The 21,249-nt window shown below is 69.0% G+C and carries 16 protein-coding genes; 10 read left to right on the top strand and 6 right to left on the bottom strand.

The window, feature by feature from the left end; translation table 11 throughout:
* The first annotated feature begins 4 nt into the window (after positions 1-4).
* Together IE307_RS25075 and IE307_RS25070 are read left to right on the top strand one after the other, a co-directional pair.
* Positions 5-1,126, top strand: a complete 1,122-nt coding sequence (locus tag IE307_RS25075; RefSeq protein ID WP_229905044.1) for a sensor histidine kinase — start codon at positions 5-7, stop codon at positions 1,124-1,126.
* Positions 1,123-1,743: a response regulator gene (locus tag IE307_RS25070; RefSeq protein WP_191301691.1), complete on the top strand. Its 621-nt coding sequence runs from the start codon at positions 1,123-1,125 to the stop codon at positions 1,741-1,743. The genes IE307_RS25075 and IE307_RS25070 overlap by 4 nt, the downstream gene beginning before the upstream one ends.
* On the opposite strand, the gene IE307_RS25065 is transcribed toward IE307_RS25070, so the two are convergent.
* Complete coding sequence (locus IE307_RS25065) at positions 1,740-2,312, bottom strand: SACE_7040 family transcriptional regulator (RefSeq protein WP_191301689.1); 573 nt, start codon at positions 2,310-2,312, stop codon at positions 1,740-1,742. The genes IE307_RS25070 and IE307_RS25065 overlap by 4 nt on opposite strands.
* 163 nt (positions 2,313-2,475) lie before the next feature.
* Between IE307_RS25065 and IE307_RS25060 the strand changes: the two genes are divergently transcribed.
* From IE307_RS25060 to IE307_RS25040, 5 genes are all read left to right on the top strand, one after another.
* On the top strand, positions 2,476-3,261 hold the full coding sequence (locus IE307_RS25060; RefSeq protein ID WP_191301686.1) for an SGNH/GDSL hydrolase family protein: 786 nt from the start codon (positions 2,476-2,478) through the stop codon (positions 3,259-3,261).
* 139 nt (positions 3,262-3,400) lie between these two features.
* On the top strand, positions 3,401-4,993 hold the full coding sequence (locus IE307_RS25055) for a carboxyl transferase domain-containing protein (protein ID WP_191301685.1): 1,593 nt from the start codon (positions 3,401-3,403) through the stop codon (positions 4,991-4,993).
* A 2-nt stretch (positions 4,994-4,995) separates the two neighbouring features.
* Positions 4,996-6,909 (top strand): acetyl/propionyl/methylcrotonyl-CoA carboxylase subunit alpha, encoded by a 1,914-nt coding sequence (locus tag IE307_RS25050; protein WP_308436396.1) that lies wholly within the window; start codon positions 4,996-4,998, stop codon positions 6,907-6,909.
* 5 nt (positions 6,910-6,914) lie between these two features.
* The gene (locus IE307_RS25045) at positions 6,915-8,066 is read left to right on the top strand and encodes an acyl-CoA dehydrogenase family protein (RefSeq protein ID WP_191301681.1); all 1,152 of its coding nucleotides are present in this window, start codon (positions 6,915-6,917) and stop codon (positions 8,064-8,066) included.
* An 88-nt stretch (positions 8,067-8,154) separates the two neighbouring features.
* Positions 8,155-10,917, top strand: a complete 2,763-nt coding sequence (locus IE307_RS25040; RefSeq protein WP_191301679.1) for a hypothetical protein — start codon at positions 8,155-8,157, stop codon at positions 10,915-10,917.
* Here the strand turns inward: IE307_RS25040 and IE307_RS25035 are convergent.
* On the bottom strand, positions 10,914-12,449 hold the full coding sequence (locus IE307_RS25035) for an acyl-CoA dehydrogenase family protein (RefSeq protein WP_191301677.1): 1,536 nt from the start codon (positions 12,447-12,449) through the stop codon (positions 10,914-10,916). The genes IE307_RS25040 and IE307_RS25035 overlap by 4 nt on opposite strands.
* Positions 12,450-12,519: 70 nt before the next feature.
* Here IE307_RS25035 and IE307_RS25030 point away from each other — a divergent pair, with 70 nt between their 5' ends.
* The 3 genes from IE307_RS25030 (at position 12,520) to IE307_RS25020 (ending at position 16,427) form a co-directional block, all read left to right on the top strand.
* The gene (locus IE307_RS25030; RefSeq protein ID WP_373306036.1) at positions 12,520-13,869 is read left to right on the top strand and encodes an FAD-binding oxidoreductase; all 1,350 of its coding nucleotides are present in this window, start codon (positions 12,520-12,522) and stop codon (positions 13,867-13,869) included.
* The gene (locus tag IE307_RS25025) at positions 13,870-15,102 is read left to right on the top strand and encodes an SAM-dependent methyltransferase (protein WP_191301675.1); all 1,233 of its coding nucleotides are present in this window, start codon (positions 13,870-13,872) and stop codon (positions 15,100-15,102) included. It begins immediately after the preceding gene.
* A gap of 152 nt (positions 15,103-15,254) precedes the next feature.
* Entirely contained in the window at positions 15,255-16,427 is a 1,173-nt protein-coding gene (locus IE307_RS25020; RefSeq protein WP_229905032.1) for an ATP-binding protein, read from the top strand.
* Here the strand turns inward: IE307_RS25020 and IE307_RS25015 are convergent.
* The 4 genes from IE307_RS25015 to IE307_RS25000 all read right to left on the bottom strand — a co-directional run bounded on the left by IE307_RS25015 (position 16,424) and on the right by IE307_RS25000 (position 21,070).
* On the bottom strand, positions 16,424-17,254 hold the full coding sequence (locus IE307_RS25015; protein WP_191301671.1) for a S1C family serine protease: 831 nt from the start codon (positions 17,252-17,254) through the stop codon (positions 16,424-16,426). The genes IE307_RS25020 and IE307_RS25015 overlap by 4 nt on opposite strands.
* 66 nt (positions 17,255-17,320) lie before the next feature.
* Positions 17,321-19,360 carry a putative bifunctional diguanylate cyclase/phosphodiesterase gene (locus IE307_RS25010; RefSeq protein WP_191301668.1) on the bottom strand — a complete coding sequence of 680 codons (2,040 nt, stop codon included), beginning with the start codon at positions 19,358-19,360 and terminating at the stop codon, positions 17,321-17,323.
* 145 nt (positions 19,361-19,505) lie between these two features.
* Positions 19,506-19,973 (bottom strand): GNAT family N-acetyltransferase, encoded by a 468-nt coding sequence (locus IE307_RS25005; RefSeq protein WP_191301666.1) that lies wholly within the window; start codon positions 19,971-19,973, stop codon positions 19,506-19,508.
* Positions 19,970-21,070: an LLM class flavin-dependent oxidoreductase gene (locus tag IE307_RS25000; RefSeq protein ID WP_191301664.1), complete on the bottom strand. Its 1,101-nt coding sequence runs from the start codon at positions 21,068-21,070 to the stop codon at positions 19,970-19,972. Before IE307_RS25000 ends, IE307_RS25005 begins: the two co-directional genes overlap by 4 nt.
* Positions 21,071-21,249: the final 179 nt, after the last annotated feature.

Here is a 21,249-nt window from a genome sequence, read left to right as displayed (position 1 = left end):
GTCCATGCTGGAGCAGGAACACCGGTGGAACCTGGTGTGGGCGCTCGCGCCGTACGGCCTGCTGGCCGTGGCGGCGGGCGTCTACCTGTTCACCCGGCCGGTCGCCCCGGTGCCGCTGGTCGTGGCCGTCGCGCTGGCGGTGTGGCACTGGTGGTTCGTGATGGCGCACCCGTCGTGGTGGGAGCGCCGGACCGGGCTGATGCTGGTGTACTTCGCCGGCCTGCTGGCCGGGACCTTCGTGCTGCTCCTGCACGACGGGGTGTTCGCGATCTTCGTACCGTCCCTGTACGGCCTCGCGTTCCTGGCGCTGCCCGGCTGGGTCGCCTACGCGGGCGTCGTGGTGGTGAGCGGGTTGTGGCTGGTGCCGCAGGGCACGGACGTCGGCGCGACCCTGCTGATCAACATCGGCCTCACCACCCCGATGGCCGTCCTGATCGGCTGGATCATCCGCGCGATGGAACGCGAGGCGATCCGCCGGCGCGAGATGAACGAGCGCCTCACCGTGCTGTCCGCGGAGAACGCACGGCTGCAGGTCCTCGAGGAACGGGCACGGGTGGCACGCGAGATGCACGACACCGTCGCTCAGGGCCTCACCGGCATCGTGACGCAGCTGGAGGTCGCCGAGGAGCTGACGGCTTCGAACGACCCGGTGCGCGGCCGCATCGCCACGGCCCGTCGGCTGGCCCGCGACAGCCTCGTCGAGGTGCGCCGGTCGATCGAGGCCCTGCGGCCGGGCCCGTTGCGCGACGCCCGGCTCGGCGAGGCGGTGGAACGGACGGTGGTGGCGTGGCGCGAGGAGCACGGCGTGCCCGCCTCGTGCACGGTGACCGGCGAGGCTCGGGTGCTGGCCCCGGAGACCGAGGTGGCCGTGCTGCGCGCCGTGCAGGAGGCCCTGGCGAACGCGGGAAGGCACGCCCGCGCGGGCCGCGTGGACGTCACACTGTCCTACATGGAGGACGTGGTCGTGCTGGACGTCCTCGACGACGGCGTCGGCTTCGACCCGTCGGTGCGCGGCTTCGGCCTGACCGCGATGGAGGAACGCGTGGCACTGCTGGGCGGCACGGTGACCGTGGAGTCCGCACCCGGCGGCCCGACCGCCGTCAACGTCACGCTGGACGCCCGGTGATCCGCGTCGTGGTGGTCGACGACCACCCGGTGGTGCGCGACGGCCTGCGCGGCATGCTCGGCACGCAGGACGACTTCGAGGTCGTCGGCGAGGCGGCGAGCGGGACCGAGGCTTTGACGGTGATCGCCGCCGTGCGCCCGGACGTCGCCGTCACCGACCTGCGCCTGCCCGCTCCCGCCGGGGCCGAGCTCGTGCGCCTGATCCGTTCCCGCGCGCCGGGAACGCGGGTCCTGGTGCTCACGACGCACGACACCGATGCCGACGTGCTCCCGACGATCGAGGCGGGCGCGATCGGGTACCTGCTCAAGGACGCGCCGCGCGAGGAGCTGTTCCGGGCGGTGCGGGCGGCGGCGCGGGACGAGACGGTGCTGTCGCCCTCGGTGGCCGCACGGTTGGTGCAACGGGTGCGCACGCCGGTTCCGGTGTCCGCGTTGAGCGGCAGGGAACGGGAGGTGCTGTCGCTGGTCGCGCGGGGCAGGACGAACCGCGAGGTCGGGGCGGCGTTGCACATCAGCGAGGCGACGGTGAAGACGCACCTGCAGCACGTGTACGCCAAGCTGGAGGTGCCGGACCGGGCTTCCGCGGTGTCGGAGGCGCACCGGCGGGGCTTGATCTAGGAGGCCACCACGGCGGGCGTGAGCGAGGCGAGCGCCATCCGTGACAACAGGGCGGCCATCTGGTCCCGGTCGAGGTGCGCGCTGTGCGGGGTCGAGTTGATCAGCCCGAACACGGCGTGCGCGGCGGCGCGGGCGGTCGGCTCGTCGAAGTCCGGCACGGTGCGGCGGATGGTCTCCACCCACACCTCGACGTAGCGGCGTTGTAAGGCGCGCACGCGCCTGCGGTCCGGGTCCGTCAGGTTGGCGAGGTTGCGCATCTGCACGGTGATGAGCGCCGGGTCGTCCAGCGCGAAGTCGACGTGCCAGCCGATCAGCTCCCGCAACGCCTCGTCGGCGTTGGAGGCCGCGTCCACCCGGGCCTGGCCGCCGTCCAGCAGGCGTTCGGAGATCGACGTCAGCATCTCGCCGAGCATCGCGTCCTTGCTGCGGAAGTGCCTGTAGAGCGCGGGGCCGGAGATGCCCACGGCCGCACCGATGTCGTCGATGCCCACGCCGTGGAAGCCGTGACGCGCGAAGAGCTCCGCGGCGGCGTTGAGGATCTGGTCCCGACGTGAGGGTTTCTCGACCACGGAAGGAGGTTAGCAGCCGTTCACATCGTCCTCCGATGGGTGGAATTCACGCCTGTGCAAGGCCTGGATGTTGACTGTTGACCAATACTTCACACAGGCCTTACCCGTGAGTAACGATTGGCGTGCCTTGCATCACACCCTGCGGCCCCTTCGGGAGTCTTCGATGCGTCCTGCTCACTTCCTCGCCTCGGTGGTCACCGCCGCCGCGGCTGTCATCGCGCTCGCCAACCCCGCGAGCGCCGCCCCGGCCAACTACGTCGCGCTCGGCGACTCCTACGCCTCCGGGCTGGGAACCGGCAGCTACGACGGTTCCAGCGGCAGCTGCAAGCGCGGCCCGCTCGCCTACCCCGCCCTGTACGCGGCGGAGACAGCGCCCGCGTCGTTCAAGTCCGTGGCCTGTTCCGGCGCGCGAACGGGCGACGTCGTCACCCAGGCGAACACCCTGACCGCCGCCACCACCCTGGTCACCGTGCAGGTCGGCGGCAACGACGCCGGCTTCACCGACGTCATCACCACGTGCACGTTCGGGACCGACCAGGACTGCACCAACCGGGTGAACACGGCCAGGAACTACGCCGCGAACACGCTTCCCGGCCTGCTCGCCAACGTCTACAGCACGATCAGGGCGAAGGCCCCGTCGGCGCGCGTGGTCGTGCTCGGCTACCCGCGCATCTACAAGGTGCCCGGCTCGTGCAACGTCGGCCTGAGCGACACCAAGCGGGCCGCGATCAACTCCGGTTCCGACGCCCTGCACAACACCATCGCCGCACGGGCGGGCGCGGCCGGGTTCACCTACGTCGACGTGCGCGGGGCGTTCACCGGGCACGAGATCTGCTCGTCGAGCTGGTGGCTCAACAGCCTGAGCTGGCCGGTCGAGGAGTCCTACCACCCGAACCGCGCGGGCCACGCGAGCGGCTACCTGCCCGCTCTGCGGTCGGTCGTCGGGTAGCGCAATTCCGGAACGTGGGAGTGCCCGAACCAATGCTTGACCTGCGTTCGGGTCACTCTCGAGCCGTTCCTGTGGACCGTCTGGTGAGCGGGCGTTAACATGGCCTTGTTAACGCCCGCTAACCTGAGGTCTGGGGAGCATGGACGCACCTGTCCTGCGCAGCGCAGCCGAGCCGTCGGACCGCTACGCCAAGGAGCACACCGCGCTCGTCGACGAGCTGCGGAGCAAGCTCGCCACCGCCGCGCGAGGCGGTCCCGAGAAAGCGCGTCAGCGCCACGTCGACCGAGGCAAGCTGCTGCCGCGCGAGCGGGTGGACACGCTGGTCGACCCCGGTTCGCCGTTCCTCGAACTGTCACCGCTGGCCGCCAACGGCATGTACGACGACGACGCTCCGGCCGCCGGCATCATCACCGGCGTCGGGCGGATCTCCGGCCGTGAGTGCGTGATCGTCGCGAACGACGCCACGGTCAAGGGCGGCACCTACTACCCGATCACGGTCAAGAAGCACCTGCGCGCGCAGGAAGTGGCGCTGCAGAACAACCTCCCGTGCGTCTACCTCGTCGACTCGGGCGGCGCGTTCCTGCCGAAGCAGGACGACGTGTTCCCCGACCGCGAGCACTTCGGCCGGATCTTCTTCAACCAGGCCACGATGTCGGCGCGCGGGATTCCGCAGATCGCCGCCGTGCTGGGCTCGTGCACCGCCGGTGGCGCGTACGTGCCGGCGATGAGCGACGAGGCGATCATCGTCCGGAACCAGGGCACGATCTTCCTCGGCGGCCCGCCGCTGGTGAAGGCCGCGACCGGTGAGGTCGTCAGCGCCGAGGACCTCGGCGGCGGCGACCTGCACTCGCGCACGTCCGGCGTCACCGACCACCTAGCGGAGAACGACGCGCACGCGCTGCGGATGGTCCGTTCGATCATCTCGACGCTGGGCCCGCGCGCCCAACGGCCGTGGGACGTCACGAAGACCGAAGCGCCCGCGGTCAACCCGGACGACCTCTACGGTGTCGTGCCAACGGATTCCCGGACGCCCTACGACGTGCGCGAGGTGATCGCGCGGGTCGTCGACGGCTCGAAGTTCCAGGAGTTCAAGAAGGAGTACGGGCAGACGCTCGTCACCGGTTTCGCGCGCATCCACGGCCACCCGGTCGGGATCGTCGCGAACAACGGCATCCTGTTCGGCGAGTCCGCAGTCAAGGGCGCGCACTTCATCCAGCTGTGCGACAAGCGGTCCATCCCGCTGGTGTTCCTGCAGAACATCACCGGGTTCATGGTCGGCCGCGAGTACGAGGCGGGCGGCATCGCCAAGCACGGCGCCAAGATGGTGACGGCGGTGGCGTGCGCGCGCGTCCCGAAGTTCACCGTGATCATCGGCGGCTCGTTCGGCGCCGGCAACTACTCGATGTGCGGCCGGGCGTACTCGCCGCGCTTCCTGTGGATGTGGCCCAACGCCCGCATCTCCGTGATGGGCGGCGAGCAGGCGGCCTCCGTCCTGGCGACCGTGCGCCGCGACCAGCTCGGCGACGAGTGGTCCGCGGACGACGAGGAGGCGTTCAAGGCGCCGATCCGCCAGCAGTACGAGGACCAGGGCAACCCGTACTACTCGACCGCGCGGCTGTGGGACGACGGGGTCATCGACCCGCGTGACACCCGCACGGTGCTCGGGCTGGCGTTGTCCAGCGCGGCGAACGCCCCCATCGACGATGTTTCCTACGGCGTCTTCCGGATGTGATCATGTTCGACAGCGTTCTGGTGGCGAACCGCGGGGAGATCGCGGTCAGGGTGATCCGCGCGTTGCGGGCGCTCGGGATCCGTTCCGTCGCCGTGTACTCCGACGCGGACGCCGAGGCGTTGCACGTCAAACTGGCCGACGAGGCCGTGCGGATCGGGCCCGCCGCGGCCCGGGAGAGCTACCTGTCCATCGAGAAGATCATCGCGGCCGCTGTCTCCACGGGCGCGCAGGCGATCCACCCCGGTTACGGCTTCCTCGCCGAGAACACGGCGTTCGCGGCGGCCTGCGACGAAGCCGGGATCGTGTTCGTCGGACCGCCCGCGTCGGCGATCGACGCCATGGGCGACAAGATCCGCGCGAAGCTGACGGTGTCGGCGGCGGGCGTGCCCGTCGTGCCGGGCCGCACCCGCTCGGGCATGTCGGACGACGAGATCGCCGAAGCCGCCCTGGAGATCGGTTTTCCGGTGCTGCTCAAGCCTTCTGCGGGCGGTGGCGGCAAGGGCATGCGGCTGGTGACCGAGGAAACGGCGCTGCGCGAGGCCATCGAGTCGGCCCGGCGCGAGGCGCGCGGGTCGTTCGGTGACGACACGCTGCTGATCGAGCGGTTCATCACGAACCCGCGCCACATCGAGATCCAGGTCCTCGGTGACGCGCACGGCACCGTGGTCCACCTCGGTGAGCGCGAGTGCAGCCTCCAGCGGCGGCACCAGAAGATCATCGAAGAGGCGCCGTCGCCGTTCCTCACGCCCGAGATGCGCGAGGCCATGGGTTCCGCGGCGGTCGACGCTGCGAAGTCCGTCGGGTACGTGGGCGCGGGCACCGTCGAGTTCATCGTGGACGGTGCCTCCGGCGACTACTTCTTCATGGAGATGAACACCCGGCTGCAGGTCGAGCACCCGGTGACCGAGATGGTCACGGGCGTCGACCTCGTCGAGTGGCAGCTCCGCGTGGCCTCCGGCGAGGTGCTCGACCTGACGGTGGAGCTCCAGGGCCACTCGGTCGAGGCCCGCGTCTACGCCGAGGACCCGGCGCGCGGCTTCCTGCCCACCGGCGGGCGCGTGCTGGCGTTGAGCGAACCGTCCGACGTCCGCGTGGACTCCGGTCTGTACGAAGGACTTGTCGTCGGCTCGGACTACGACCCGATGCTCGCCAAGGTCATCGCGCACGGCCGCACGCGTGAAGAAGCGTTGAGGCGCCTCGACCACGCTTTGGGTCGGATGGTGTTGCTCGGCGTCACGACGAACATCCCGTTCCTGCGCGCACTTCTGCGTGATCCCGATGTTCGCGCGGGCGCACTGGACACCGGCCTGGTCGAACGGAAGCTGGACGCCCTGACGTCGGCCGAGATCCCGGACGACGTGTACGTGGCGGCCGGTCTGGAGCGCTCGCTGCAGCCGCACGGCGACGACCCGTGGGACCAGCTCTCCGGCTGGCGCCTCGGGGAGCACGCCTGGACGACCTGGCGGATCAACGACGTCGACGTCCGCGTGCGCGGCGAGGAAGTCGTGGTGGGCGCCGGGGAACCGGTCCGGGCGAGGGCTCGCCGCGAAGGCGCCGACCTGCTCGTCGGCTCACGCCGTTATGCGATGGCCCGCGACGGGGACGTGCTGTGGCTGGGCCACGACGGCGCCTCCTGGGCGTTGGTCGAGGCCGAGTTCCTGGTCGGCGCGGCCGATGGCGCCGCTGCCTCCGGTGGCCCGGTGAAGTCGCCGATGCCCGGCACCGTGCTCGTCGTGCGAGCGCAGCAGGGCGAGGAAGTGACTGCAGGACAAGCGTTGTTCGTGGTCGAGGCCATGAAGATGGAGCACACCGTGACCGCACCGGTCGACGGCGTGCTCGCCGAAGTGAACGTGCAAGCAGGCCAGCAGGTCGCACTCGACCAGGTTCTGGCCCTCGTCGTCTCTCACGAGGAGTGACAGCAATGTTGGACTTCAGGCTCCCGAGCGAGTACGAGGACCTGCGCAAGACCGTCGAGGAGTTCGCCCGCGACGAGGTGGCGCCGGTCATCGGCGACTACTACGAGCGCTGCGAGTTCCCGTACCCGATCGTCGCGAAGATGGGGCAGATGGGCCTGCTCGGCCTGCCGTTCCCCGAGGAGCACGGCGGCATGGGCGGCGACTACTTCGCCCTGTGCCTGACGCTCGAGGAACTCGCGCGCGTCGACTCGTCCGTCGCGATCACGGTGGAGGCGGCGACCTCGCTGGGCGCCATGCCCATCTACCGCTTCGGCACCGAGGAGCAGAAAGCCGAGTGGCTTCCCTCCCTGACGTCCGGGGAGAAGATCGGCGCGTTCGGCCTCACCGAACCGGGCTCCGGCTCCGACGCGGGCGCCCTGGCCACCACCGCACGCCTCGAGGGCGACGAGTGGGTCATCAACGGCACCAAGGCGTTCATCACGAACTCCGGCACGGACATCACCGGCCTGGTGACGGTCGCGGCGGTCACGGGCACGCAGCCCGACGGCCGCAAGGAGATCTCCTCGATCATCGTCCCGGCGGGCACCCCGGGCTTCACGGTGTCGAAGAAGTACTCCAAGGTCGGCTGGAACGCCTCCGACACCCGCGAACTGTCCTTCTCCGACTGCCGCGTGCCGGCGGCGAACCTGCTCGGCACCCGCGGCCGCGGCTTCGCCCAGTTCCTGCGCACGCTGGACGAGGGCCGCGTCGCGATCGCCGCCCTGTCCGTCGGCCTCGCCCAGGGCTGCGTGGACGAGTCGGTCCGCTACGCCCACGAGCGCGAGACGTTCGGCGCGAAGATCGGCACGTACCAGGCAATCCAGTTCAAGATCGCCGAGATGGAGGCCCGCGTCCACACCGCGCGCCTGGCCTACTACGAGGCGGCGTCCCGCATGCTGCGCGGCGAGCCGTTCAAGAAGCAGGCGGCCATCGCGAAGCTCGTGTCGTCCGAGGCGGCGATGGACAACGCCCGCGACGCCACGCAGATCTTCGGCGGCTACGGGTTCATGAACGAGTACCCGGTCGGCCGCTTCTACCGCGACGCGAAGATCCTGGAGATCGGCGAGGGCACCTCCGAGGTGCAGAAGATGCTGATCGCACGGGAGCTCGGGCTTTAGCCCGTTCCGGCGGAATAACTTCAAAGCACCGGTTCCAAACGCTCTGTCCGGCTACCGTCCTGCCTTCCGCACGAATGCGAGGGTGCAGATGACAGGTAGCCGGACAGAGCCCGTTTTCCCCGGATTGCAGGACCTCCTCGAGGTCATTCACGGACTTTGTGACCGGCCCGGGTTCTTCTACCGGAGCAAGACCGAGGAAGTGGTCGGTGACCAGCCACTTCCATTGCTCTACCTGGAGAGCGAAGCCAGCCCGACGCCATTCCTGCACGCGCTGGAGCACAAGCTCGACGAAGGGCGCCCGGCAATACCGCACGCCTATGTCGACGTCGCCTCGGTGGGCGCGGAAGTCGACAAGAGATGGCCGCCGGAAGCACGCGAGACCCCACCCCTGCTGCCGTTGCTGGACGTGCTGAGCCATCGGCTCGCGGAGGTCCACGTCGGCACCGAACGGCTGACCCGGTTCGACCACTACCGGCTCGTCGACTGGCTCACGAGCAAGCGGCTGCCGCGCAAGCCGGGGCGCGACGACCGGGCGAGCGTCATCGAGCTGCTGCGGCAGTGGACCGGCAAGACGGGCGGCAACGGCGAGGAGCTCAACCGGGCCGTCGACGCGTTCATCCCGAACCTCGTGACGAGGCTGGGGCTCGGGCTGGTGGCCTGGGTCGGCAGCAAGGCGGGGTTCCGGTGGCTCGGCAAGCGGGTGCCGGGGCTCTCGCGCGAGTCGAAGTGGTTCATGCGCGGGCAGAACTTCGCGCTGCCCAACCACTCCATCGAGTTCCTCGGGTTCGCCGAGCGCCTCACGCTGGGCAGGCGCGAGTCGGAGAACGAGGAGCAGATCAAGCTCCTGCTCGTGCACGCGTTCCTGGAGGACCTGCGGATCGCGTTCCGGCGGCGCTCCCGGTTCCTGCCGCGCAGGGCAGGCTGGCGGCGCACGGCGTACATCCCCGTGCTGCTGGACGGCGTGACGAAGGACAACGGCGGCTGGGAGCTGCTGGAGCTGATCAACGACGTCCGCAACGAGACGGGCGAGCTGGACCCGTTGCTGGTGATCGCGGCCAGCTCGGTGCAGCCGGCGCTCTCGCAGCGGCTCGGGACCACGCCGGTCGCGCCGGACGAGACCGCGGAGGCGCTGACGGCGTGGCGGGAGGAGCTGCCGCGCAAACGGCAGATGCTCGCGCCGGACGCCCGGTACCTGATGATCAGGCTGCCGTTCCCGGACCCGGTCAGGAACAAGTGGAAGGCCGCGCCCGCCTTCCGGGCGGCTCCGGTGCGCTGGCTCGCGAAGTCGCGGCGGCTGGAGGCGATCATCGCGGCGGTGGCCGTCGTGCTGCTGATACCGGGGTTCGTGACCGCGCAGAACCACGTGCAGGCGAACTGCTCCATCCTCGGCTCCGCGGTCTCGCCGGGCATCTCGACCCGGCTGATGGACGTCGACGGCAACGTCGAATGCCTGGGCTACAGTGACAACAGCAGCCAGGTGTTCGGCTCGAACGAACGGCTGCGGTGGACGCAGCAGGCCGTGTTCGCGCAGAACGAGGAGGCGGAACGGCTCTACGACGCCGATCCCGCCCGTCCGCTGGTCTCCCTGCTCTACTTCTCGAGCCTCACCCACAAGGACAGCAACCCCGACGCCGACCACTCGAGGGCCGAGGAGCTGGAGGGGATGCTGCTCAAGCAGCGGCAGCAGAACGACAGGTCGAGCTCCGGACCGCTGCTGCGCATCGTGGTCGCGAACGGCGGCGCGAAGATGATCCGCGCGCACGACGTGCTGACGGACATGCTGAACCCGTTGCTGGAGAAGGACCCGAGCATCATCGGGGTGATCGGCCTCGACCGCAGCGTCGAGCAGACCAGGAAGGTCATCACCTCGCTCGGCTCGCTCGGCGTGCCGACGATCGGCACCACGCTCACCGAGGCGTCGCTGCCGAAGCTCTCGACGATGTACTTCCAGCTGATCCCCGGCAACGTCCGGCAGGCCGACCTAGTCCGGCGCTACGCGCAGCACGTGAGCGCCACCAAGGTGACGATCCACCACCCCAAGCTGCAGCAGGACGACGTCTACCTCGACAACCTGGTCGCCGTGCTGGGCCAGGAGCTGGCGAGGTCGGGCGTGCCGTTCGAGGCGCGCGAGTGGGCGGGCGGCCCGCAGGAGGTGCCGTCGCAGTGCGTGGAGGACCACTCCAGCGAACTGGTGTTCTTCGCGGGCCGCGAGGAGCACTTCGGCGAGTTCCTGCAGGCCGTCGGCCGGAACTGCTACGACAAGAACCGCCTGCCGCGCATCCTCGCCGACGACGCGATCATCCGGTTCATCGCCCAGGAGGCCAGCCGCAAGCGCGACGCACTGGCCGGCATGCGCGTGTCCTACGTGAGCATGGCCGGACTCGTCGTGCTCGCCGGCAAGTCCTGTGTGGACGGAAAACCGGACGCCAAGGTGCGCGGAGGCCTGCCGCTGGACGCCTTCTGCGCCGGGTACAAGAAGCTGGCAGTGGAGATCCAGGACTCCGGGCTGCCTCGCGAGGACAAGCCGGCGAAGCCGTGGCCCGGTGAGCACATGGCGGTCGCCTACGACGCGGCAGGACTCTTCCTCGACGCCGTGCGCAACGCCCAGGCACGGCTGGCGGGCCACACCCCGCACCGCGGCGCGATCGGCGGCGAGCTGCGGGAACTGGAGTTCTTCGGGGCCACCGGGCGCACGAACTTCAAGGTGTCGCGGGTCGGCGAGACGCGGAACTTCACGATCCTCGAGATCGCCGACATCTACGACTTCGAGCAGCAGCCCACGTGCGTGTTCCTGACCGGTGACCTCTACGGTCCGGACTCGCCGCGCCTCCCGAACGGTTGTCCCGCCTAGAGCTTGGGCACGGCGCGGTCGATGATCGAGGCGAAGTCGGTCGACCTGGGGAGCGTGCCGAACGCGACTCCCCAGTCGCCGCCGAGCCGTGAGCTGATGAACGCGTCCGCGACCGCGGGGTGCCCGTGCTTCACCAGCAGGGCGCCCTGCAGGATCAGCGCCATCCTCTCGACGACGCGGCGCGCCTGAGACTCGTCCACATCGGACAGCGCGGTGCCGAGCTCGTTCAGCGCCTTGTCGATGCGCCGGTGGACCCCGGAGACGGCGGTCAGGAACTCCTGCACCGACTCGGGTTCCCTCTTCATCGCGCGCAGGACGTCCAGGGCGGCGACGTTGCCGGAGCCCTCCCAGATCGACATCAGCGGCGACTCGCGGAACAGCCGGGGCATCCCGCTCTCCTCCACGTACCCGTTGCCTCCCAGGCACTCCAGCGCCTCGGCGGCGTGCACCGGACCGCGTTTGCACACCCAGTACTTGGTGACGGCGAGCCCGAGCCGCGGCCGGTGCTCGGCCAGCCACATCGCCGTCGTGGTGGCCGCCTCGGACTCGATCGCGAGGTCCGCCAGCACGTTGCGCATGGCGGGCTGGTCGATCAGGTAGCTGCCGAACGCCTTGCGGTGCGCGGCGTGGTGGGCTGCTTGCCTGAGCCCCGCGCGCATGCCCGCCGCGCTGCCGAGGACGCAGTCCAGACGGGTCATGTTGACCATCTCGATGATCGTCCGCACGCCGCGGCCCTCGTCGCCGACCCGGTGCGCGAGCGCCTCGTCGTACTCGATCTCGGCGGACGCGTTCGACTTGTTGCCGAGCTTGTCCTTCAGGCGCTGCAGGAAGAACCGGTTGCGCGTGCCGTCCGGCAGCACCCTCGGCACCAGGAAGCACGTCAGCCCGCCGGGGGCCTGCGCGAGCGTCAGGAACACGTCCGACATCGGTGCCGACGTGAACCACTTGTGCCCGGTCAGCACGTAGCCGTCGGCGACCGGCTTCGCGACCGTGGTGTTCGCGCGGACGTCCGAACCGCCCTGCTTCTCGGTCATCGACATGCCGGCGATCAAGCCGTGCTTGCCCAGCGGTGCCCGGAGTCCGAAGTCGTAGTTCCGTGCGGTGAGAAGGGGTTCGTAGCTTTCGGCCAGTTCCGGCGCGGCACGCAAAGCGGGCACAGCCGCGTAAGTCATCGAAATCGGGCATCCGTGGCCGGCCTCGACCTGGGACCACACGTAGAACTTGGCCGCACGCGCCAAGTGCCCACCGTCGACATAGGCGTGCAAACCGTGCGAAACGGCGACGTTCATCAGTTCGTGCCACGCAGGGTGGAACTCGACCTCGTCGACCCGGTTCCCATACCGGTCGTGCGTGTGCAGCACGGGCGGGAAAGCGTTTGCGAGGCGACCGTGCTCCTGCCACCCGTGGCTGCCCGCGAGCTTCCCCAACGAGTGCAGTTCGGCGTCGTCGACCCAGCTGAGCAGGGCCGGATCGTCCGCGACGTCGTGACCGCTCAGCGGCGGAACCTGGTTGGTCACCTCGTGCGTAGCCATGCCCGCACGTTACTACTCGCAAGTAACTTCGGACAGGGTGCGGCGGGAGATCGCTGGCCCATTCGGGCTTTTGGGCGCGACAACGGCGGTGACGAGGAATAACGTCGTTCTCGTGAGTGACCATGGGCACAGCTCGGCCGTGGCTGCGCTGAGCGCGCAGTACGCCGCGATGCGCGAAGGTGCGCCAGTGCGGCTCGCGAAGAAGACGTCGAACCTCTTCCGGTTCCGGGCCGACCAGGCCGGCGGGCTCGACGTCGGCAGGTTCGACCAGGTCCTGTCCGTGGACCCGGTCGGACGCACCGCACAGGTGCAGGGCATGACCACCTACGAGAACCTCGTCGCCGCGACACTTCCCCACGGCTTGATGCCGTTGGTGGTGCCGCAGCTCAAGACCATCACCATCGGCGGTGCGGTGGCAGGACTGGGAATCGAGTCCTCGTCCTTCCGCAACGGACTCCCGCACGAGTCCGTGCGGGAGCTGGAGATCCTCACCGGCGACGGCGAGGTCGTCGTCGCCAAGCCGGACGACGACCTGTTCCGCGCGTTCCCCAACTCCTACGGGACGCTCGGGTACGCGCTGCGGCTGGAGATCGAGCTGGAGCCGGTGCGCCAGTACGTCCGGCTGCGGCACGTGCCGTTCGGCTCGTTCGAGGAGTGCGCCGCCGTCATCGAGGAGGTCTGCGAGGACGGTTCCGCGGACTTCGTCGACGGCACGGTGTTCTCGCGGGGCGAGATGTACCTGACGCTGGGCCACTACGTCGACATCGCGCCCTACACGTCGGACTACACCGGCAACGACATCTACTACCGGTCCATCCAGAAGCGCCGCACGGACCACCTCACGATCCACGACTACCTGTGGCGCTGGGACACCGACTGGTTCTGGTGCTCGCGGGCGTTCGGCGCGCAGAACCCGGTCGTCCGCCGCCTGTGGCCGAAGCGCTACCTGCGTTCGGACGTGTACCGGAAGCTCGTCGCCCAACATCGGCGGTTGCGGCCGCGCACGGACGTCGAACCGGTGATCCAGGACGTGGAGATCCCGGTCGCCGGACTGGCCGACTTCCTCGACTTCTTCGACCGCGAGATCGGCATCTCGCCGGTGTGGCTGTGCCCGGTCCGCCTGCGCGACACCACGGGCTGGCCGCTGTACCCGATGAACGCGGACACGCTGTACGTGAACGTCGGTTTCTGGTCGGAGGTCCCGGTCCGGCCGGGGGAGAAGATGGGTGACCGCAACCGGCTGATCGAGCGCGAGGTGGCGCGGCTGGGCGGCCACAAGTCGCTGTACTCGGACTCGTACTACACCGAGGACGAGTTCTGGCGGCACTACAACGGTTCGCACTACCGGTCCGTGAAGGCCCGGTACGACCAGACGAACCGCCTGCCTGATCTGTACGCCAAGTGTGTCAGGGGACGATGAATGCGGTTGGCCTCCATTTTCCAGCGCATCACGGGTGGCAACGACGTTCGCTTCAAGGCCTACGACGGCAGTGCCGCCGGGCCTGACCAAGCCCCGGTCTCGATCAACATCAGGACGCCGGAAGCCCTGTCCTACCTGGCCTCCGCGCCAGGTGAGCTCGGCCTCGCCCGCGCCTACGTGACCGGCCACCTGGAGATACTCGGCGACGTGCACGCCGGCCTCTCCCAGCTCTCCGAGTTCTCGCTGCGCGAACTGCCCGTGCTGCAACGGGTGGAGCTGCTCCGGTTCCTCGGCAGGATCCGGATGTCGCACAAGGTGGCCCCGCCGCCGCAGGAGACCCGCCTGCACGGCCTGCGCCACTCGAAGGCCCGCGACTCGCAGGCCATCGCACACCACTACGACGTCTCGAACCAGTTCTACGAATGGGTCCTCGGCCCGTCGATGGCCTACACCTGCGCGGTGTACCCGTCGACGGAGTCCACTTTGGAACAAGCCCAGTTCGAGAAGCACGACCTGGTCGCCCGCAAGCTGGGCCTCAAGTCCGGCATGAGACTGCTGGACGTCGGCTGCGGCTGGGGCGGCATGGTCATGCACGCCGCCCGCGAGTACGGCGTGCGGGCGATCGGCGTGACCTTGTCCCGCAACCAGGCGGAGTGGGCGCAGAAGGCGATCGTCGAGGCCGGGCTCTCGGACCTGGCCGAGGTGCGGCACCTCGACTACCGCGACGTGCGCGAGACCGGCTTCGACGCGGTGTCGTCCATCGGCCTGACCGAGCACATCGGCAAGGCCCAGCTGCCGGCGTACTTCTCGTCGCTGTACCGCAAGCTCAAGCCGGGCGGCCGCCTGCTGAACCACTGCATCACCCGCCCGGACAACAAGCAGAAGGCGTTGTCGGGGCCGTTCATCAACCGTTACGTGTTCCCGGACGGCGAGCTCGTCGGACCGGGGCACCTCGTGTCGCAGATGCACGACGCCGGGTTCGAGGTGCGGCACGAGGAGAACATCCGCGAGCACTACGCGCTGACCCTGGCCGCGTGGGGCCGCAACCTCGAGCAGCACTGGGACGAGGCCGTCGAGGAGGTCGGGGAGGCGCGGGCGCGGGTGTGGCGGCTGTACCTCGCGGCGTCGCGGCTCGGGTTCGACCGCAACAACATCCAGCTGCACCAGATCCTCGGGGTGCGGCTGGACGGGACGACGTCGCACATGCCGTTGCGCCCGGACTGGCTGTCCTGATCTTCGGCAGATCTAGAACCAGATGTTCGGCAGATGTGCAGTAGGCAACTCGGCAGATGTGCAGTGAGCGGATCGGCAGATGTGCATTCGATCAGTATGATGAGGTGGTGCGGGAAGCTGTTGACTACGTCCCTCGACGTGCGGCCGAGCTCGTGGCCGAGGCGTTGCTGGACACACGTGTCGTAGTGCTGAACGGTGCGCGCCAGGTTGGTAAGAGCACCTTGGCCGAGAAGGTGCTCCGCCAGCACGGTGGAGCCGCCCGGTACCTCGACCAGGGACCGGTTCGCGCGATCGCCGAGGCCGACCCCGGCGCATTCGTTCAGCACGACGGCCTGTTGTTGATCGATGAGGTGCAGCGTGTGCCCGACCTGTGGTTGGAGATCAAGCACACGGTTGATCGGGATCCGCGACCTGGACGGTTCCTGCTCACGGGGTCGGCACGACTGCTGGCTCTGAAAGAACTGCCGGACGCCTTGCCGGGCCGTTCGGAAACGGTCGAGCTGTGGCCGCTGTCGCAGGGCGAGATCGACGGCACGACGGACGGTTTCGTGGACTCGGCTTTTGCACGAGGTCCGGAACTGCGCGTTGATTGGCGTGAGCTGCGCAAGAAGGATTACTTGATGCGTGCGCGACGCGGGGGCTATCCGGAAGCGTTGCTTCGCGACAGTCCCCGTCGTCGCACCAAGTTCTTCGAGGGGTACCTGGCCGACCTCATGGCGCGCGACGTGAAGCAGGTCGCCGACATAGACAAGGCGAGCGACATGCGCAAGCTGATGTCGCTCCTCGCCGCGCAGACAGCGGGCATGCTGAGCTTCAACCGGCTCGCCGGAGAGCTCGGGCTCAGCACGAACACGGTGAAGCGTTACGTGGAGATCCTCGAAACGATCTACCTCGTGCGGACGGTGCCTGCGTGGTCGGCCAATGCCACGACCCGTGCGGTGGCAACCCCGAAGGTGTTCTTCGTGGACTCCGGGATCGCCGCGCACCTGGGCGCCGATGAGGGTGCGCTGCTGGAGAACTTCGTGCTGGGCGAACTCGCTCGCCAACTCACGTGGTCGGAGACACGAGCGACTCTTCACCACTACCGCGATCGCGATCAGTACGAGGTCGATGCGGTGTTGGAGGATCATCTCGGCCGTGTGATCGGTGTCGAGGTCAAGGCCGCGGAGTCCGTCCGGACGGACGACTTCCGCGGCCTGCGATTGTTGCAACGGCGTCTGGGCGACAGGTTCCTCGCCGGCTTCGTGCTCTACTCCGGTGAGTTCTCGGGCAGTTTCGGCAACGGCATGACCTGCTTGCCGATCTCCGCTCTTTGGACCTCCTAGCTGAGCTTCTCCACGATCTGCTTCGCCGTGTTGGACGGGATCGCGAACCCGATCCCCACGCTCCCGGCCTCCCCGCTGCTCGACGCGGGCGAGTAGATCGCCGAGTTGATCCCGACCAGCTCACCGGCCGCGTTCACCAGCGCCCCGCCGGAGTTGCCGGGGTTGATCGACGCGTCGGTCTGGATCGCCTGGTACGACACGGAAGACGCGCGGCGCGACTCGCCCGGCACCGTCACCTTGCGGTCCAGGGCGGACACGATGCCGGTCGTCACGGTGCCCTGCAGCCCGGACGGCGAACCGATGGCCATCACCGCGTCGCCGACCTTCACCGAGCCCGAGTCCGCCCACTTGATCGGCGTCAGGCCGGAGGCGCCGGAGACCTGCAGCACGGCGAGGTCCGAGGAGGCGTCGGTGTTGACGACGGTGGCGGGCAGTTCGCGGCCGTCGTTGAACTTCACCGTGATCTGGCCGCCCGCCGAGGCGACGACGTGGTTGTTGGTGAGGATCTTGCCGTCCGCGGACAGGACCACGCCGGAGCCGAGGCCGTTGCCGACGTTGACCTGCACCACCGAGGGCAGCACCTCCGAGGCTACGGCGCTCCAGTCCAGTGTGGACGTGTTGGAGATCGTCTGCGCGGCGACGGACGTGGAGGTGGCGGGGGAGTCAGGTGAGGCGATCACCGCTCCGGTGACACCTCCGAACAGGCCGGCGACGAGTGTCGCGGCCGTGAGCATCGGGGCCGCGCGGCGCCAGAACTTCGGGGCGACGACGACGGGCTGCGGTTCCACCAGTGACCCGCTCATCGCGGGGAAGCTCTGCTCGGTCATGACTCCACGATGGACCCCCATCATGTGAGCCGGCTGTGCCGAAACCGTGGAAAACCCTGATAAGAACTAGCTGAGAAGGAGCTCGGAGACCTCGGAGACCGACAGCGCCGGACCGAAGTGCGGCCCCTGCGCGCCCGTCACGCCCAGCTCCGCCAGCCGGGACTCCTCGACCGCGGTCCGCACGCCGTCGGCGTACAGGGGCAGCCGCAGCATCGACGCCCAGCGCAGCAGGGCCACCGTGGCGCTCTCCTCCACCCGGTTCGAGCCGGAGGCGAGGGCGTGCACGACGACGCTGTGGAACTTCAGGCCGCTCCACGGCAGCACGCGCAGCCGGCCGACGCCGATGTTGCCGCCGCTCACCTGGTCGACCACCAGGCCGACGCCGCGCTCGGTGAGCATCGTGAGCTCGTCGAGCTGGTCGCCGTTCAGCATCGCGGAGACCTGCTCGTGCAGTTCGAAGCTCAGCAACGACGCGGGCAGCCCGGTGCGGTCGAGCACGCGGAAGACCTCGGCGACGAGCTCGGGTTCCTGGCACAGCCGCAGGGGCAGGTCGATCGTCAGCGCGGGCGTCCGGGAACCCAGCGCGCCGTGCCACTCGCTCATCTGCGCGCAGGCCTCCTCGAGCGCCCAGCGCACCAGCCGGACGATCATGCCGTTGGCGGTGGCCTGGCCCAGGAACACCTCGGGGCACAGCACGCCCTGCTCGGGGTGGTCCCAGACGATCTTGGCCTCGAGGGAGAGCACCGACCCGTCCGCCAGGGAGCGGACCGGCTGGTAGTCGACGCGGAACTGGCCCTCCTCCAGCGCGGCGGGGATCGACGCGGCGAGCGCGTACCTCTCCCTGTCGCGCTGGTCGCGTTCCCTGTCGTACAACGCCCACTGCGCCTTGCCGTCGCGCTTGGCCCAGGCGACCGTCACGTCCGCCGCGCGCAGCAGGTCCACCGCGTCGCCGTTGCGGGCCGCCCGCAGCACGATGCCGACGCTGGTCGTCACGCCGACGCCGTGGCCGTTGATCCAGGTCGGCTCCTGCAGGCGTGCGGTGAACTCGTCGACCAGGGCGACCACCGACGGGATGTCGCGCGGGTCCTTGACCAGGACGCCGAACTCGTCCTCGCCGATGCGCGCGACCTTGCCGACCTCCTCGGTGAAGACCGCCCGCAGGTGCGTCGCGACGTGCATCAGCACCCGGTTGCCCACGTCGTGGCCGAAGGCGTCGTTCATGCCGCGGAACCCGTCGACGTCGATCTGCACCAGCGCGAGCGTCTCCGGGCCCTTCGACCCGACCGCGCCCTCGAGCCAGCCCAGGAACTGCGCGCGGTTCGGCAGACCCGTCTGCATGTCGTTGAGGCTCTGCCGCACGAGCTGCGACTGCAGTGCGCGCATCTCGTTCATGTTCTCGATCATCGTGACGAGGTACGGCGGCGTGCCGTCCTCCTCGCGCACCACCGAGATCGCCATGTGGGTCTGGATCGTCTCGCCGTCGCTGCGGACCATCCGCTTCTCGACCCGGACGTTGTCGTGCTCGGACGCGATCAGCTGCTTCGTCAGCTGCCGCAGGCCTTCCCTGTCGTCCGGGTGCACCAGGTCGCGGCCGCTCATCCGGCGCACGTCCTCCTGCTTGTAGTCGAGCATCGACAGCAACGCCTCGTTGACGTCGATGATCTCGCCCTTGAGGTCGCTCACGACGATCCCGAACGCCGCGCTCTCGAAGACGGCGCGGAACTTGGCCTCGCTCGCCCTGACCGCGACCTCGGCCCGGCGCATGGTGTTGATCGCGGCCGTGCGGCTGATCTCCTGCTGGTCGAGCGTGCGGTCGCGCAGCCCCTCGGCGTACCCGGCGGCGAGCGCGGCCAGCTGCGCCGGGGTGGCGGGCGTGTGCTCAGCGAGGTGCGTGATCGACTGCTCCAGCGTCGCCGAGGAGATGAGGTCGTGCTCGACCATCGACCGGCCGGCTCGCCGGGCCTCGTCCACGCCACCGCCCAGCAGCTGCTCGAGGTAGCCGCCGAGCAGCCGCTCCAGGTTCTCGCGCGTGAAGTTCGCGACGAGGGTGCCGGAGATCGCCGCCGCCCACTGCACGGCAGACTCGCGGATGTCGACCATGTTCATTGAGCTCGGGTGGCCATTCGTGAGGACCGGAACGATCTGCTGGTGGGCCCGACGCACAAGCTTACTGATCAGTCAGAACCTGTCCAACCGAACCTCGAATCCCGGTCGATAACCAGCAGATGGGGCACGAATTCACTCGTTTGAACTAATGAATCATCTTGCTGAAGGCCAGCGGGCCAATTGTGAGGGGGTCCGCTTCGACGTCGAACAACGGTGTGTAACCGGTCGCCAGGTACAACCCCCTCGCTTCGGGCTGCCTCGGCCCCGTGGTCAGGTAAATCCTGCTGTACCCAAACGTTCTCGCCTCGTTCTCGAGTTCCACGAGGACCCGCCGCGCCAATCCGCGCCTGCGGTGCTGGGAATGCGTCCAGATGCGCTTCATCTCGGCGGTTTCGTCGTCGTACCGCTTGAACGCGCCGCCCGCGACGGCCACTCCGGCTTCCACGAGGAGAAGGAACTGTCCGTTCGGCGGTTCGAACACGTCCGCCGGTCGTTGCATCTCCTCTGCGCCCATTGGTCCGTATCGGGACGTGTATTCGTGCGTGAGTTCAGCGACCAACGGCGCCGCCTCCGGATCCGACTGCCGGACGCGGCGCACCTCGAGAGTCGTCATGCGGCCTTGGCCCGGTCTCGCTTCGCGACCTCCTCGCGCACCAGCGGGATCACGTACCGGCCGAAGTCGATGGCGTCGTCGAGCAGGTCGTAGCCGCGCGCCGACAGGATGTCGACGCCGAGGTCGTAGTAGTCCAGCAACGCCTGCGCGACGGTCTCCGGGGTGCCGACCAGCGCGTTGGAGTTGCCCGCGCCGCCCGTCGCCTTCGCGGTCGGCGTCCACAGGGCGCGGTCGAACCGCTCGCCGCGTTCCGCGACCGCGAGGAGGCGCTGCGAGCCGGTGTTCTCCGGGTTGGTCAGCGAGTGACGGCGGCTCAGCGGCCCGTTCGCCTTGCGCGCCTCGATCCGCTCGACCGTCCGGTACGCCTTCTCCCAGGCCAGTTCCTCGGTCGGCGCGATGATCGGCCGGAACGCGACCTGGATCCTCGGCACGTCCGTGCGGCCCGCGTCCTTCGCCGCCTGCTTGACCGACTCGATCTGCTGCGCGGTCTCGGCCAGCGGTTCGCCCCACAGGCAGAAGATGTCCGCCTCGGCGCCACCGGCCGCGTAGGCGGCGGGGGAGGAACCGCCGAACGACACGTTCGGACGCGGCTGCTGCACGGGGAACACATCGCTCACGAAGTCCGCGAAGTGGTAGTGCTCACCGTCGTGGTCGAACGCGGTCCTGCTGGTCCAGGCCTTCTTGACGATCTGGATGTACTCGCGCGTGCGGCCGTAGCGCTGGTCCTTGGTCAGGTAATCGCCCTCGCGCTGCTGCTCGTGGTCGGTGCCGCCGGTGATGAAGTGCACGGTCAGCCGGCCGTCGCTGATCTGGTCGAGCGTGGCGAACGTCTTGGCCGCGAACGTCGGGTAGGACACGTTGGGCCGGTGCGCCAGCAGGATCTGCAGCTTGTCGAGCTTGCTGGCCAGGTAGGCCGCCGCCGCGGACGGTTCCGGCGCGCCCGAGCCGTACGCGAACAGCACGCGGTCCCACCCGTGCTCCTCGTGGGCCCTGGCGAGCCTGAGCGTGTAGTCCTTGTCGAACGCGCCGCTCGACGACCGGGGGTTCGTCTCCGACCCGTCGTTCGTGGCGGCGATCCCGAGAAACTCAACTGGCATGACCGATTCCCCAGAACTGGTAGTGGGAGTGGGACGCGTTGAGGGAGACGCCCCTCGAGTGCACACCTCGGGATCGACAGGTGCAACGACGTCCACAGAGCGGGATTTGTTTGCACACGCGGGGTACCGTGGTGGTGTTCGCGTTGAGGGGCGCGGCTCGTTTCTCGTTGCCCTCCAAC

Source organism: Lentzea cavernae, from assembly GCF_014653695.1.
Taxonomy (GTDB): Bacteria; Actinomycetota; Actinomycetes; order Mycobacteriales; family Pseudonocardiaceae; genus Lentzea; species Lentzea cavernae.
The sequence above is the reverse complement of the archived record's forward strand: the minus strand, read 5'-3'. Positions and strand labels throughout refer to the sequence as shown.

Excerpts from the sequence above, each read along its gene's own strand:
- IE307_RS25050 (WP_308436396.1), top strand. The coding sequence starts at position 4,996 with ATGTTCGACAGCGTTCTGGTGGCGAACCGCGGGGAGATCGCGGTCAGG.
- IE307_RS25025 (WP_191301675.1), top strand. The coding sequence starts at position 13,870 with ATGCGGTTGGCCTCCATTTTCCAGCGCATCACGGGTGGCAACGACGTT.
- IE307_RS25005 (WP_191301666.1), bottom strand. The coding sequence starts at position 19,973 with ATGACGACTCTCGAGGTGCGCCGCGTCCGGCAGTCGGATCCGGAGGCG.
- IE307_RS25045 (WP_191301681.1), top strand. The coding sequence starts at position 6,915 with ATGTTGGACTTCAGGCTCCCGAGCGAGTACGAGGACCTGCGCAAGACC.
- IE307_RS25010 (WP_191301668.1), bottom strand. The coding sequence starts at position 19,360 with ATGAACATGGTCGACATCCGCGAGTCTGCCGTGCAGTGGGCGGCGGCG.
- IE307_RS25040 (WP_191301679.1), top strand. The coding sequence starts at position 8,155 with ATGACAGGTAGCCGGACAGAGCCCGTTTTCCCCGGATTGCAGGACCTC.
- IE307_RS25000 (WP_191301664.1), bottom strand. The coding sequence starts at position 21,070 with ATGCCAGTTGAGTTTCTCGGGATCGCCGCCACGAACGACGGGTCGGAG.
- IE307_RS25015 (WP_191301671.1), bottom strand. The coding sequence starts at position 17,254 with ATGACCGAGCAGAGCTTCCCCGCGATGAGCGGGTCACTGGTGGAACCG.
- IE307_RS25055 (WP_191301685.1), top strand. The coding sequence starts at position 3,401 with ATGGACGCACCTGTCCTGCGCAGCGCAGCCGAGCCGTCGGACCGCTAC.
- IE307_RS25035 (WP_191301677.1), bottom strand. The coding sequence starts at position 12,449 with ATGGCTACGCACGAGGTGACCAACCAGGTTCCGCCGCTGAGCGGTCAC.
- IE307_RS25060 (WP_191301686.1), top strand. The coding sequence starts at position 2,476 with ATGCGTCCTGCTCACTTCCTCGCCTCGGTGGTCACCGCCGCCGCGGCT.
- IE307_RS25075 (WP_229905044.1), top strand. The coding sequence starts at position 5 with ATGCTGGAGCAGGAACACCGGTGGAACCTGGTGTGGGCGCTCGCGCCG.